The following is a 13,720-nucleotide window of genomic DNA, read 5'->3' as shown; positions in this document are numbered from 1 at the left end:
CCGTCCCGGTCATCCGCCACGGCGGCGCGGCGATCGGCTCGCTCGGGCTGTTCACCGTACTGCTCGGCGCGGCCCTGCCCCTGATCGACTTCTTCATCGTCAACGTCGCCCTGCCCACCATGGAGAAGGACCTGTCCGCGGGCCCGGCCACGCTGGAACTGGTGGTCGCGGGCTACGGCGTCGCGTACGCCGTGCTGCTCGTCCTCGGCGGCCGGCTCGGCGACACCGCCGGGCGGCGCCGGCTCTTCCTCGTCGGCATGGCCGCCTTCGGCGTGACCTCGCTGGCCTGCGGCCTGGCGCCGACCGCGTGGACGCTCGTCGCGGCCCGGGTCGCCCAGGGCGCCGCGTCCGCACTGATGCTGCCGCAGGTCCTCGCCACCATCCAGGCCACCACGGCCGGACCGCGCCGGGCCCGCGCGATGAGCCTGTACGGGGCGACCGCGGGGCTCTCCATGGTCGCCGGGCAGATCCTCGGCGGCGTGCTGGTCGCCGCCGACATCGCGGGCAGCGGCTGGCGCGCGGTCTTCCTGGTCAACGTGCCGGTGGTGATCGTCGGGCTGGTGCTCGCGGCCCGCAGTGTGCCGGAGACCCGCTCGGACCGGCCCGCCTCGGTGGACGTACCCGGCACGCTGCTGCTCGCGCTCTCGCTGATCAGCCTGCTGCTGCCGCTGACCGAGGGGCGCGCGGCCGGGTGGCCGCTGTGGACCTGGGTCTCGCTCGCCGTCTTCCCGTTCGCCGCCTTCGCGTTCTTCCGGACCGAGCAGCGGGCCGACCGCCTCGGCGGTACGCCGCTGGTGCCGCCGAGCCTGCTGCGGCTGCCCTCGCTGCACCGCGGCCTCGTCATGATCGTGCCGTTCTCGGTCGGCTTCAGCGGCTTCATGTTCGTGATCGCGGTCGTCCTCCAGCAGGGCCTGCGGATGGGCCCGGTCTCCGCCGGGCTCGCCCTGGTGCCGATGGCGGTGGCGTTCTTCGCCGCGTCGCTCGCCGGGCCGCGCCTGATCGGCCGGTACGGGAGCCGGGTCGTCACCACCGGCGGCCTCATCCAGGGCCTCGGCATCACGGTCCTGGTGCTCACCGTCTGGCAGGACTGGCCCGGCCTCGGGACAGCCGAGCTGGCGCCGGGCGTCGCGCTGGCCGGGCTCGGCCAGGGCCTCCAGCTTCCGGTGCTGTTCCGGATCGTGCTCTCCGACGTCCCGACCGACCGCGCGGGTGTGGGCAGCGGCGTCCTGGTCACCACCCAGCAGTCCGCCCTCGCCCTCGGCGTCGCCACTCTCGGCAGCCTCTTCCTCTCGCTGGCGCCCTCGATGGGCACGCGGGACGCGCTGGCGGTGACCTTGCTGGTGCAGCTGGCGGCGGTGGTGCTCACGGTGCTGCTGAGCCTGCGGCTGCCGAAGACGGTGGGGTGAAGGCCGACCGGCAGGCGCGGGGTGACAGGTGACAAGTAACAGATGACAGATATTGAAATCTGTCATCTGTTATGCGATGGTTGGTATCGCAACCCCCACCCCACGCCCCTCAAGGAGTGACCAGCCATGCGCACCCGCACCCTCGGCACCACCGGCCCCCAGGTCTCCGCCCTCGGCCTCGGCTGCATGGGCATGTCCGCGCTGTACGGCGAGGCCGACCGGGCCGAGTCCATCGCCACCATCCACGCCGCGCTCGACGCGGGCGTGACGCTGCTCGACACCGGCGACTTCTACGGCATGGGCCACAACGAGCTGCTGATCGGCGAGGCGCTGCGCAGCGCACCCGCCGCCGCCCGCGAACAGGCGCTCACCAGCGTCAAGTTCGGCGCCCTGCGCGACCCGGACGGCGGCTGGGCCGGTTACGACGGCCGCCCCTCGGCGGTGAAGAACTTCGCCGCGTACTCGCTCCAGCGGCTCGGCGTCGACCACATCGACGTCTACCGCATCGCCCGGCTCGACCCGGACGTCCCGGTCGAGGAGACCGTCGGCGCCATCGCCGAACTGGTCCAGGCCGGACACGTACGGCACATCGGGATGTCCGAGGTCGGCGCGGACACCCTGCGCCGGGCCGCCGCGGTCGCCCCGGTCTCCGACCTCCAGATCGAGTACTCGCTGATCTCGCGCGGCATCGAGGACGAGATCCTGCCGACCGCCAAGGAGCTGGGCATCGGCATCACCGCGTACGGCGTGCTCTCGCGCGGTCTGATCAGCGGCCACTTCACCCGTGACCGGCAGCTGGCGGCCAATGACTTCCGTGGGATGAGCCCTCGCTTCCAGGGCGAGAACCTCGACCGCAACCTGGACCTGGTCGAGGCGCTGCGCAAGGTCGCCGAGCACCAGGGCGTCTCGGTCGCGCAGATCGCGATCGCCTGGGTGATCGCGCAGGGCGAGCGGTTCGGCGCGGACGTCGTACCGCTGGTCGGCGCCCGCCGCCGGGACCGCCTCACCGAGGCGCTCGGCGCCCTGGACGTCACGTTCGACGCCCGCGACCTGGCCGCGATCGAGGCGGCGGTCCCGGCCGGAGCGGCCTCGGGCGAGCGCTACCCGGCGGCGCAGATGGCCCATCTGGACAGCGAGCACTGAGTTGTCCACAGGGCCGGGCCCGGTGGCGGACACGGCGGGTAACGTCAAGGTCATGAGTACGGAACCACTGACCGCCGAGCGCATCCTCGAAGCGACCGAGGAAGTGCTGCGCCGCCACGGCCCGGCGAAGGCCACGGTCGTCGATGTCGCCCGCCAGCTCGGCGTCAGCCACGGCAGTGTGTACCGCCACTTCCGTACGAAGTCGGCGCTGCGGGAGGCCGTCACCAAGCGCTGGCTGGACCGCACGACGCGCGAGCTGAGCTCCATCGCGGACGACGAACCCAAGGACGCGGAGGCGTCGCTGCGCGCCTGGCTGGCGGGGCTCTTCGAGGCCAAACGCCGCAAGGCGGGCGACGACCCCCAGCTGTTCGCGACATACGAGGTGCTGCTCGCGGAGAACAGCGCGGTGGTCGAGGAGCACATCACCGAACTGGTCGCGCAGATCGAGCAGATCGTCCACCGGGGCGTGGAGCGCGGTCAGTTCACGTCCCTGGGGCCGGACGCGAACGTGGCCCGCGCGGTCTTCGACGCCACGAGCCGCTTCCACGACCCGGCGTACGCACCGCAGTGGCTCAGGCCGGAGATCCTGACGGAGTTCGGGGCCGTGGCCGACCTGGTCCTGGGCGGGCTGCGGCTCCCCGAGGGCCGCTAGGGCCTGTCCGGCGGATCTTGTCTGGGACGCGGGGTCCTGGCACGCCCTCCCCCAAGGCCTCAAGGGCCAGGGGGACCCCCAGCGGCGTTGTCGTCGGTTGCCGACTCCCCTTGGGGAAGCACCAGGACCCCGCTCACCAGGACCGAAGGCGGAGGCACCTCGCGGGCGACCAGATCCGCCGGACAGGCCCTAACGCCAGCGGGTGTAGTCCACGGTCGCGGCGCCCGAGCCGGAGGAGACCGTGATGAGGCGGTCCGAGGCCGGGTCGCGCAGGGAGTCCTCGATGTCGCGGGCGCCCGAGCCCTTCGTGCCCTCGACCCGGTAGCGGGAGCCCGCGGGGACGAAGAGGTCGACGCTGCCCGAGCCGGCGGAGGCGGTGACCTCGCGGGGCGGGGTGACGAACTCCAGCTCCGCGTGGCCGGAGCCGGAGCGCACCTCGGCCACGGCGGAGCCGATCGCGGCGCCGCTGAAGGAGCCGGAGCCGACGGATGCGTTGATCGGGCCGCGTACGCCGTAGAGCTTGACGCTGCCGGAGCCGCCGTCGACGTCGACCGGACCGGTGAGGCCGCTGACCCGGACGGTGCCGGAGCCGCTGTTCACCTTGAGCGCGACCCCGGCGGGCACGGTCAGGTCCAGCTCGACGGAGCAGCCGAGGCTGGTGACGGCGAACCTGCCGTCGCACTCGGGCCGCAGCCTGAGGGTGTCGCCGTCCCACTCCTTGGCGACCTTGGGCTTGCGCAGCGACCAGGAGAGCCGCTCCTGGATGCGGACCTCGCCCTCGACGCCCGGCGTCACGGTCAGCTCAGCGCTGCCCGCGTCCACCTGGATCGTCCTGACCGGGTGGCGGTCGCTGGTCTCGACGCTGGTGTGGCTGGAGGTCTGGCGTGCGTACTGCGCGTACACCTCGAAGCCCAGCGGCGCGGCCACGAACAGCGCGCTGAGCACGGCGGCCAGGATCCACAGCCCCCGGTGCCGGGGCCGCTCGCGGTCCGTGCCGGGGCCCGGGGGGCGGGTGTCGGTGGCGGTCATGAGCCGCCGTCCAGGAACCGCAGGACCGCCAGGACGCGGCGGTGGTCGCCGTCGGCGACGGGCAGGTCGAGCTTGGCGAAGATGCTGTTGATGTGTTTGGCGACGGCGCTCTCGCTGACGACCAGCTGCTCGGCGATGCCCGCGTTGGAGCGGCCCTCGGCCATCAGGGCGAGGACTTCGCGTTCGCGCGGGGTGAGGCGTTCCAGCGGGTCGTTACCGCCGCCCCGGCGCAGCAGCAGCTGGGCGACGACCTGCGGGTCGAGCGCGGTGCCGCCGCCCGCGACGCGCTTGAGCGCGTCGATGAACTCCTCGACGTCGGCGACCCGTTGCTTGAGCAGGTAGCCGATGCCGCCGCTCTGGGCGGTGAGCAGGTCGGCCGCGTACCGCTCCTCGACGTATTGAGAGAGCAGCAAAACGGCGGTGTCAGGCCACTGCTGACGGATCATCAGTGCGGCCCGTACGCCCTCGTCGGTGAAGCCGGGCGGCATCCGTACGTCGACCAGGGCCAGCTTCGGCCGGTGTTCCTCGACGGCGGCGAGCAGCCCCTCGGCGTCCTCCGCCTCGGCGGCCACCTCGAACCCCGCCATCTCCAGGACCTTGACGAGTCCTATCCGCAGCAGCACCGAATCCTCGGCGATCACAGCCCGCACGGCAGCTCCACAGTGATGACGGTCGGGCCCCCGAGGGGGCTGTTGATCCGGATGGTTCCGTCCACGGACCCTACGCGTTTGGCGAGGCCCCGCAGTCCGGTGCCGGCGGCGGCGTCGGCTCCCCCCGCCCCGTTGTCGGAGACGGTGAGGCGGAGCAGGTCGCCGCGGCGGCCGATCTGGACGGAACAGCGCGTCGCCCGGGCATGCTTGGCGACGTTCGCCAGCGCCTCGGAGACGACGAAGTAGGCGACGGCCTCGACCGTGGGGGCCGGGCGGCGGTCGATGTCGACGGTGAGCTCGACGGGCAGCGGGGCGCGGGCGGCGATGCCGGACAGGGCGGCGTCCAGGCCCCGGTCGTCGAGGACGGCCGGGTGCAGCCCGCGCACCAGGTTGTTGAGCTCCTCGATGGCCTCCTTGGCCTCGCGGTGCGCCTCGTCGATGACGGCCCGGGCCTCGGGCGGCAGATCGGTGAGGGTGGCGCGGGCCAGGCCCAGGTTCATGGCGAGGGAGACCAGCCGCTGCTGGGCGCCGTCGTGCAGGTCGCGCTCGATGCGGCGGCGCTCGGCGTCGGCGGCGTCCAGCACCCCGGCGCGGCTCTCGGCCAGGGTCTCCACGCGCCGCTCCAGCTCCTTGGCCCGGTTGGGGCCGAGCAGGGCGGCGGCCGCGTGGCCGTCGAGCCGGGCGGCGGCGGCCGCGAACCAGGGGGTGGCGAGCAGGAGCAGCGCCCCGCCGACGGAGAACAGGACGTACGCGTCGGTCCAGACCGGGAGCCCGGCGTTCAACGGCAGCGCCCACAGCCACGACAGGACGAAGGCGCACACGAAGCCCACCGCCCAGCCGCACACCACCAGGACGCCCGCCGCCGCGGCGAGCGGGGCGACGAGGAGGTGGTAGCCGTACTGCCGCCAGGTCGACTCCGACCGCAGCCGCTCGACGAGCCCGCGCCAGCTCAGCCTGCGGCTGCGCCAGGCGATGCCCGGCACGTCCAGACCGAGCAGCGACCAGAACCGGCTGCGCTGCAGCGCGGTGAGGAGCGGGCTGAGGACGAGCACGAACAGCAGGGCGCTGGGGGTGTGTCCCGGTGCCATGACCATGTACGTGACGGAGCCGGCGGCGGGCAGGGCGAGCGGTATGCCCGCCACCGCGAAGGTGGTGTTGCGCCAGGCCCACGCCGACCACGGGGCGTGCGCGGCGGCCCAGTCGAACGCGCGCCGCAGCGGGCCGGGAGTTGCCATGTGCATACCGTAAACGCCCAGTTCGGAGCGGTGCCATCACGCTACTGCCCGCTCGGGGGTATAGCTGGCACCACCCTCAGGTCGGACAGTCGCGCTACTGATCTCAACCGCCGGGCGGGCGAGGCTTGTTGCCGTGCCCGGTGGAGAGACCGCCGGGCCGGAAGGAGCCCCGCCGCCATGACGCTCGTCGCCCCGCAGATCCGCATCCGCCGGCCGCGCCTCGCGACGCTGCTGACGGGGGCGGGGGTTTCTCTGGTGCCGTGGATGGTGGTCCTCGCGCAGACCCTGCCGCAGACCGTCGAGGTCTCCAACTGGCCCGCGGCGTGGATCGGCCTCGACGCGGCGCTCGCCGTCGGGCTCGTGGGGACCGGGCTGTTGCTGCGGCGCCGGGACCCGCGGGTGTCGCCTGCGGCGGCCGCGACGGGGGCGCTGCTCGTGATGGACGCGTGGTTCGACGTGACGACCGCCGCGGCCGGTCCCGAGTTCGCGACCGCCGTCGCGCTGGCCGTGCTTGCGGAGCTGCCGCTCGCGGTGACGTGCGCGGTCGTCGCGCTGCGGCGCGCGTAGCTTTGTGCGTGGGACTTCAGCGCTTTGTGCGTGGGGCTTCAGCCGCGGACCGTGCTGGGCTGGTCGCGCAGTTCCCCGCGCCCCTAAGTAGTACGTGGCTAGGCCCCGGTTCCGCCAATGCGGGACCGGGGCCTAGCCTTTGGGGTCGCGGGGAACTGCGCGACCAGCCACAGACGGCCCGCAGTCGAAACACCGCCCCCCGCGGAGCGCCTAGCAGCCCAGAAGCCGCGCACCCAGGTACGACTGGATCTGGTCCAGGGAGACCCGCTCCTGCGACATCGTGTCCCGCTCGCGAACCGTCACCGCGTTGTCGTCGAGCGTGTCGAAGTCGACCGTGACACAGAACGGCGTACCGATCTCGTCCTGGCGACGGTAGCGACGGCCGATCGCACCCGCGTCGTCGAACTCGATGTTCCAGTTCTGCCGCAGGTCCGCCGCCAGGCCCTTCGCCTTCGGGGAGAGCTGCGGGTTGCGCGAGAGCGGCAGCACCGCGACCTTGACCGGCGCCAGGCGCGGGTCGAGGCGCATCACGGCGCGCTTCTCCATGACGCCCTTGGCGTTGGGCGCCTCGTCCTCGTTGTAGGCGTCGAGGAGGAAGGCGAGCATGGAGCGGCCGACACCGGCGGCGGGCTCGATGACGTACGGGGTCCAGCGCTCGCCGGCTTCCTGGTCGAAGTACGACAGGTCGCTGCCGGACGCCTTGGCGTGCGCCGAGAGGTCGTAGTCGGTGCGGTTGGCGACGCCCTCCAGCTCGCCCCACTCGCTGCCGCCGAACTGGAAGCGGTACTCGATGTCGGCGGTGCGCTTGGAGTAGTGGGAGAGCTTCTCCTTGGGGTGCTCGTACCAGCGCATGTTCTCCTCACGGAGACCCAGGCCCGTGTACCAGTTCCAGCGCTGCTCCATCCAGTATTCCTGCCACTGCTCGTCCTCGCCCGGCTTGACGAAGAACTCCATCTCCATCTGCTCGAACTCGCGGGTGCGGAAGATGAAGTTGCCGGGCGTGATCTCGTTGCGGAAGGACTTGCCCATCTGCGCGATGCCGAAGGGCGGCTTCTTGCGCGAGGTCTGCTGGACCTGGCCGAAGTTGGTGAAGATGCCCTGCGCGGTCTCGGGGCGCAGGTAGGCGACGGAGCCGCTGTCCTGGGTCGGGCCGAGGTGGGTGGAGAGCAGACCCGAGAAGTTCTTGGGCTCGGTGAAGGTGCCCTTGTTGCCGCAGTGGGGGCAGTTGATGTCGGCGAGGCCGTTCGCGGGCTCCTTGCCGTGCTTCTCCTCGTACGCCTCGGTCAGGTGGTCCGCGCGGAAGCGCTTGTGACAGGAGGTGCACTCGGTGAGCGGGTCGGTGAAGGTGGCGACGTGGCCGGAGGCCTCCCAGACCTCGGTGGCCAGGATCACCGACGAGTCGATTCCGACGACGTCCTCGCGCGCGGTGACCATGTAACGCCACCACTGGCGCTTGAGGTTCTCCTTCAGCTCGACACCCAGCGGCCCGTAGTCCCAGGCGGCGCGCTGGCCACCGTAGATCTCACTGCAGGGGTAGACGAAGCCACGGCGCTTGCTCAGGTTGACGATGGTGTCGATCTTGTCGGCGGCCACGGTGCTCTCTTCATTACGACGACGACGAACGGCGAATACCCCAGATTAGCGGCGGCCTCCACCCCTGGATCAAATCGGTATCTCCCCACGGCCCGGAGCACCGCCCCGGAGTACCACCCGGAGCGCCGCTCGGCGCGGGGCCCGCACCAGGCCTTGTTGACAATCGTTTCCACTTTTGTTGAAAATGACTGTCATGAACGTACGACGCCTCATACCCGCCGCCGCCCTCTCCACCGCCGTGGTGCTCGGCCTCGGCGCCCTGACCGCCTGCTCGGCCTCCGGCGCCGGCTCGGGCATGAAGGACGGCAAGCTGGACGTGGTGGCGTCGTTCTATCCGATGCAGTACCTGGCGGAGCGAATAGGCGGCGACCACGTCTCCGTACGCAACCTCACCAAGCCGGGCGTCGAGCCGCACGACCTGGAGCTCAGCCCCAAGCAGACCGCCTCCCTCGGCGAGGCAGGACTGGTCGTCTACCTCAAGGGCATCCAGCCCGCCGTGGACAAGGCCATCGCACAGTCCGGTGCCAAGCACACCGTCGACGCCGCCACCCTCACCAAGCTGGAGGACCACGGCACCGAGGTCGGCCACGGCCACGAGGGCGAGGAGCACCACGGCGGGAGCGAGGCCGGCGCCGACCCGCACGTCTGGCTGGACCCGGTCAAGTACGCCGAGGTCGCCCAGGGCGTCGGCAAGGCCCTGGAGAAGGCCGACCCCGACCACGCGGCGGACTACAAGAAGAACACCGACGCCGTGGTCAAGGACCTCGGGACGCTGAACGAGAAGTTCACGGCGGGCCTGAAGAACACCGCCACCAAGACCTTCATCACCACCCACTCCGCCTTCGGCTACCTCGCCGAGCGGTACGGGCTGACCCAGGAGGGCATCGCGGGCATCGACCCCGAGGCCGAGCCGAGCCCCGCCCGGGTCAGGGAGCTCCAGTCCATCGCGAGGAAGGACCACGTCGACACGGTCTTCTTCGAGACACTGGCCAGCGACAAGACCGCCAAGACCCTCGCCGGGGACACCGGGCTGAAGACCGACGTCCTGGACCCCCTCGAAGGCATCACCAAGAAGTCCAAGGGCGACGACTACCTCAAGGTGATGGAGTCCAACCTGGCCGCGCTGCAGAAGGCGCTCGGCGCGAAGTGAGCACCCCCCAGTCCGCATCCGGCACCCCGGAATCCGGCACATCGGAGGCCCCAGTGATGGAACCCGTGATGGAACCCGTCCTATCCCTGCGCGGAGCCACGGCGACCCTCGGCTCGCGTCCGGTGCTGCGCGGCATCGACCTCACCGTCGAGCGCGGCGAGGTCGTCGCCCTGCTCGGCGCCAACGGCTCCGGCAAGTCCACCGCCGTGCGCTCGGCGATCGGCCAGGTGCCGCTCACCGGGGGCCGCATCGAACTGTTCGGTACGGAGCTGAAGCGCTTCCGGGACTGGGCGCGCGTCGGCTATGTGCCCCAGCGCACCACCGCCGCCAGCGGGGTCCCCGCGACCGTCCGCGAGGTCGTCGCCTCGGGGCGGCTCTCCCGTACGAAACTGGGCCTGCTCTCCAAGGCGGACCGGGAGGCCGTGCGCCGGGCCATCGAGCTCGTGGGCCTCGCCGACCGCGCCAAGGACTCGGTGAACGCCCTCTCCGGCGGCCAGCACCAGCGCGTCCTGATCGCCCGCGCGCTCGCCTCCGGGCCCGAGCTGCTGATCATGGACGAGCCGATGGCGGGCGTCGACCTGGCCAGCCAGGAGATCCTCGCCGCGACCCTGCGCGAGCAGGTCGCGGGCGGTGCGACCGTGCTGCTCGTGCTCCATGAGCTCGGCCCGCTGGAGCCGCTGATCGACCGCGCGGTGGTGCTGCGCGACGGCTGCGTCACCCACGACGGCCCGCCGCCCAAGGCCACCGACCAGCACGCTCCCCCAAGCTCTCAACTTCGTTCGAGCAGGGGGTACCCCCAGCCCGGCCACTGCCACGCCGACCCCCACCCGGCCGCCGAGCCGACCCGTACAGGACTGCTGACCTGATCATGGAAATCCTCCAGACCGCCTTCATGCAGCGGGCGCTCATCGCGGCCGTCCTGGTCGGCATCACCGCGCCCGCCGTCGGTATCTACCTGGTCCAGCGCCGCCAGGCCCTGATGGGCGACGGCATCGGCCACGTCGCCATGACCGGCGTCGGCCTCGGCTTCCTGCTCAACACCAGCCCGGTGTGGATGGCGACGCTCGTCTCCGTCGTCGGCGCCGTGACGATGGAGCTGATCCGGGCGTACGGCAAGACGCGCGGCGACATCGCCCTCGCCATGCTCTTCTACGGCGGCATGGCGGGCGGTGTGCTTCTGGTCAACCTCTCGGACACCGGCTCCAACGCCAACCTCTCCTCGTACCTCTTCGGCTCGCTCTCCACCGTCTCGGACTCGGACGTCACCTCGATCTGTGTGCTCGCCGCGTTCGTGGTGCTCGTCACGGTCGGGCTGCGGCGGCAGCTGTTCGCGGTGAGCCAGGACGAGGAGTTCGCCCGCGTCACCGGACTGCCGGTGCGGGCCCTGAACCTGCTGATCGCGGTGACCGCCGCGATCACCGTCACGGTCGCCATGCGGGCCGTGGGGCTGCTGCTTGTCAGCGCGCTGATGGTGGTCCCGGTGGCGGCGGCCCAGCAGATCTCCCGCTCGTTCGCGGTGACGTTCGTCCTCGCGGTGGTCATCGGCACGACGGTCACACTGGCCGGAACGGTCACCTCGTACTACCAGGACGTGCCGCCCGGCGCGACGATCGTGCTGCTCGCGATCGGCGCGTTCATCGCCCTGACCGCGCTCGCCGCACCTTTGGCGCGCAGGCGTGCGCGGGTGGCCGAAACCGCCGCGCAACAGTGCACCCTGGAGGTGCCGGGGTCGCGTACCGAGGCCGACGAGGCCACGGTCTGACCCCGACCTGGCAGAATGGCCCGACGACGTGAGCGGGCGACGGTTTGAGGGAGGCACCTGTGGCGACGGCTGGACCACCCGTACGCGGCCGGTCGACCAAGCAGCGGGCCGCCGTGGCGGCGGCCCTCGACCAGGTGGACGAGTTCCGCAGCGCGCAGGAGCTGCACGACATGCTCAAGCACCGGGGCGACTCGGTGGGACTGACCACGGTCTACCGCACCCTGCAGTCGCTCGCCGACGCCGGCGAGGTCGACGTGCTGCGCACCAGCGACGGCGAGTCGGTCTACCGGCGCTGTTCGTCGGGCGACCACCATCACCATCTGGTCTGCCGGATGTGCGGCAAGGCCGTCGAGGTCGAGGGCCCGGCGGTGGAGAAGTGGGCCGAGGCGATCGCCGAGCAGCACGGCTTCGTGAACGTGGCGCACACCGTGGAGATCTTCGGCACCTGCGCGGAGTGCGCGGCGGCCGCGGAGAAGTAGGGCACGCGCCGCAGGACGTACGAGACGTACGAAAGGGGCCCCGGGAGTCGTTCCCGGGGCCCCTTTCGCGTACCCGGCGCGAGTGGCACTTGCAGACCGGGTGTCCCGTTCGTAGCGCACCGGAACCCTGGATTCAGCCGCGCGCATCCGGCTGAATCCAGCCGTCAGAACGTACGTCGATGTCGCCCTATCGCACCTGAAGTGCAGGTCAGCGAGGCGGTGCGCGGGTGCGTTCGGGCCACCCGGGGGAACGCTTTGGGCCAGACTCAACCCAGACTAAAGAAACCGTCGGGTTGGTTTCTATAGAATCTCCCCCTTGGCTCCTGTCCTCCAGAAGCCGTCCTTCGCGCGCGACAACGGAGTTACACCATGAGCAAGCAGCAACGGGCTGAGCGGACACGTCAGACGCTGATCCTGGCCGCGGCCGAGGTGTTCGACAGGGACGGTTTCGCACCGTCCTCACTGACCACGATCAGCACCCGGGCCGGCGTCAGCAACGGGGCGCTGCACTTCCACTTCGTCAGCAAGAACGCCCTGGCCGAGGCCGTCTGCGACCACGCCATGGCGTCCCTGCGGCAGATCGCGCGCCCGCGCGACACCGGGCACGGCCGGGCGCTCCAGGTCCTCGTGGACACCACGCACGCGCTGGCGTTCCGGCTCGGCGACGACGTGATCCTGCGGGCCGGGTTCGGGCTCAGCTCCGACGCGACCTGGAAGGGGGCGAGGGACCTGCGCCAGTACTGGGTCGACTGGGTGGGCGACGTGCTGGCCGGGGCGGCCGCAGAGGGCGCGCTCGCCGAGGGGGTCGCGGTGGAGGACGCCAAGGCGGTGATCGCGGCGACGACCGTCGGCTTCGAGGCGATGGGGCGCAGCCAGCCGCGCTGGTCCTCGCGGCAGATGTTCGGCAAGTTCTGGGGTCTGCTGCTGCCTCGGCTGGCCCGGGCCGACGCGCTCGGCTCCCTGAAGCCCGACGGCAGCCCGGGGCTGGCGGCGGCGCTGCCTGTGTAGGGGCCGCCGCAGGGGCCGCGGCGGATCCCGTCCGGACGTGGCCCCTCCGAAGTCCTGCACGCCGTGACCGCGGGGGCGTGCAGGGCCGAGGCCGGTCAGATCGCCGCACCGGACGTGTGCGGGTTGCGCGGGCGGTCAGGCCCCGATCCGCCGGGCCGGCCGCGCGAAGGGCGCGGAGTACGCCGCAGCCGCCGCCGAGCCCGGCCGGGCGTACACCTCCCCCAGTGGGACCTGCCGGCCGCCGGACACCACCTCCAGCGGGCCCAACATCCTGAAGCGCATAGCTCCCCCGGTCCGGTGTGCGCAGTCGTGCCGCATCGACTTCGACTTGTTGTGAGATGACAAACCGGTATCCCGGTTTGTCAAAGCTGTTAAACCGGTGCCAAATCTCCCAAAGGGCAAGCTGATTGCTGAGTTCGAACCCCTGCGTGCGCAGGGGAACCGTACGGCAGGTCGGTTTTAGTGTGCCTTACGGGGTGGCGAGCGCACCCGGCGTACGGGCAATCCCCCAGAGGACCCCGCTCCGGCTCGCTCCGATTCACTCCGGTTCGCTCGGGCTCAGCCTTCAACTGGCTTGAGGATCACTACAACCGTCGAGAGAGCGAGGAATTCAAGGATTCCGTTTCCCGCGATCAGGAATGCATTTCGTCGGCTGATCGCCGAACGGGGCCGAAGTCAACCCCGAAGTGATTTCCGTCAATTCCCTGCGCCGCAGGACCACTCGGGGTGGGCCCCACCTGCGGCGCGGCCCCGACTCCCGGGCACGTCAGGGGACTTGGGCGGGCCCGTCCGGCACTCGGCACTCCCCGTTTGATTTCCGGACGGTGGACAACTGCGGAGTAACGCCGGATACGGTCCCTCAAGGATGCTTCGAGGGTGGAGCTGTACAAACCCACTCGGCGTTTCGTTCTCGATCTTTCCGCTTCAGCACCGCAAGTTGAGGAGCAGTCGTCGTGCGCAAGGTGCTCATCGCCAACCGTGGCGAAATCGCTGTCCGTGTCGCCCGTGCTTGCCGGGACGCCGGGATCGGGAGCGTAGCCGTCTAC

The 13,720-nt window shown here is 71.2% G+C and carries 14 protein-coding genes; 10 read left to right on the top strand and 4 right to left on the bottom strand.

Annotated elements, in window-relative coordinates:
• Positions 1-11: 11 nt before the first annotated feature.
• The 3 genes from ACZ499_RS19570 to ACZ499_RS19560 all read left to right on the top strand — a co-directional run bounded on the left by ACZ499_RS19570 (position 12) and on the right by ACZ499_RS19560 (position 3,201).
• Positions 12-1,406 carry an MFS transporter gene (locus ACZ499_RS19570; RefSeq protein WP_468676821.1) on the top strand — a complete coding sequence of 465 codons (1,395 nt, stop codon included), beginning with the start codon at positions 12-14 and terminating at the stop codon, positions 1,404-1,406.
• Positions 1,407-1,532: 126 nt separating this feature from the next.
• The gene (locus ACZ499_RS19565) at positions 1,533-2,549 is read left to right on the top strand and encodes an aldo/keto reductase (protein ID WP_468676499.1); all 1,017 of its coding nucleotides are present in this window, start codon (positions 1,533-1,535) and stop codon (positions 2,547-2,549) included.
• A 52-nt stretch (positions 2,550-2,601) separates the two neighbouring features.
• Positions 2,602-3,201 carry a TetR/AcrR family transcriptional regulator gene (locus ACZ499_RS19560; RefSeq protein WP_468676497.1) on the top strand — a complete coding sequence of 200 codons (600 nt, stop codon included), beginning with the start codon at positions 2,602-2,604 and terminating at the stop codon, positions 3,199-3,201.
• Positions 3,202-3,390: 189 nt separating this feature from the next.
• Here ACZ499_RS19560 and ACZ499_RS19555 read toward each other — a convergent pair whose 3' ends face one another.
• Genes ACZ499_RS19555 through ACZ499_RS19545 form a run of 3 tightly spaced genes read right to left on the bottom strand, consistent with a single transcriptional unit; the run spans position 3,391 to position 6,121 of the window.
• Positions 3,391-4,230: a DUF4097 family beta strand repeat-containing protein gene (locus tag ACZ499_RS19555; protein WP_468676495.1), complete on the bottom strand. Its 840-nt coding sequence runs from the start codon at positions 4,228-4,230 to the stop codon at positions 3,391-3,393.
• Entirely contained in the window at positions 4,227-4,880 is a 654-nt protein-coding gene (locus tag ACZ499_RS19550; RefSeq protein WP_385544936.1) for a response regulator, read from the bottom strand. Before ACZ499_RS19550 ends, ACZ499_RS19555 begins: the two co-directional genes overlap by 4 nt.
• Positions 4,868-6,121, bottom strand: coding sequence for a sensor histidine kinase (locus tag ACZ499_RS19545; protein WP_468676492.1), 1,254 nt, complete (start codon positions 6,119-6,121; stop codon positions 4,868-4,870). The genes ACZ499_RS19550 and ACZ499_RS19545 overlap by 13 nt, the downstream gene beginning before the upstream one ends.
• A gap of 171 nt (positions 6,122-6,292) precedes the next feature.
• Between ACZ499_RS19545 and ACZ499_RS19540 the strand changes: the two genes are divergently transcribed.
• On the top strand, positions 6,293-6,682 hold the full coding sequence (locus ACZ499_RS19540; RefSeq protein ID WP_468676491.1) for a hypothetical protein: 390 nt from the start codon (positions 6,293-6,295) through the stop codon (positions 6,680-6,682).
• Between the two features lie 210 nt (positions 6,683-6,892).
• Here the strand turns inward: ACZ499_RS19540 and ACZ499_RS19535 are convergent, their stop codons facing one another.
• The gene (locus ACZ499_RS19535) at positions 6,893-8,275 is read right to left on the bottom strand and encodes a glycine--tRNA ligase (protein WP_468412119.1); all 1,383 of its coding nucleotides are present in this window, start codon (positions 8,273-8,275) and stop codon (positions 6,893-6,895) included.
• 193 nt (positions 8,276-8,468) lie between these two features.
• Between ACZ499_RS19535 and ACZ499_RS19530 the strand changes: the two genes are divergently transcribed.
• The 6 genes from ACZ499_RS19530 to ACZ499_RS19505 all read left to right on the top strand — a co-directional run.
• Complete coding sequence (locus tag ACZ499_RS19530; protein WP_468676489.1) at positions 8,469-9,425, top strand: metal ABC transporter substrate-binding protein; 957 nt, start codon at positions 8,469-8,471, stop codon at positions 9,423-9,425.
• Between the two features lie 56 nt (positions 9,426-9,481).
• Positions 9,482-10,291: a metal ABC transporter ATP-binding protein gene (locus tag ACZ499_RS19525; RefSeq protein WP_468676486.1), complete on the top strand. Its 810-nt coding sequence runs from the start codon at positions 9,482-9,484 to the stop codon at positions 10,289-10,291.
• 2 nt (positions 10,292-10,293) lie between these two features.
• Positions 10,294-11,187, top strand: coding sequence for a metal ABC transporter permease (locus ACZ499_RS19520; RefSeq protein WP_468676484.1), 894 nt, complete (start codon positions 10,294-10,296; stop codon positions 11,185-11,187).
• 59 nt (positions 11,188-11,246) lie between these two features.
• Entirely contained in the window at positions 11,247-11,666 is a 420-nt protein-coding gene (locus ACZ499_RS19515; protein WP_385550174.1) for a Fur family transcriptional regulator, read from the top strand.
• A 369-nt stretch (positions 11,667-12,035) separates the two neighbouring features.
• Positions 12,036-12,674: a ScbR family autoregulator-binding transcription factor gene (locus ACZ499_RS19510; protein WP_468676482.1), complete on the top strand. Its 639-nt coding sequence runs from the start codon at positions 12,036-12,038 to the stop codon at positions 12,672-12,674.
• Between the two features lie 953 nt (positions 12,675-13,627).
• Positions 13,628-13,720 (top strand): biotin carboxylase N-terminal domain-containing protein (locus ACZ499_RS19505; protein WP_351219746.1); only part of this gene is annotated, 93 nt, incomplete at its 3' end.

The organism is Streptomyces sp. NPDC031265 (genome assembly GCF_055570295.1).
Note: the sequence above shows the minus strand (reverse complement) of the source record. Positions and strands in the feature narration are given on the sequence as shown.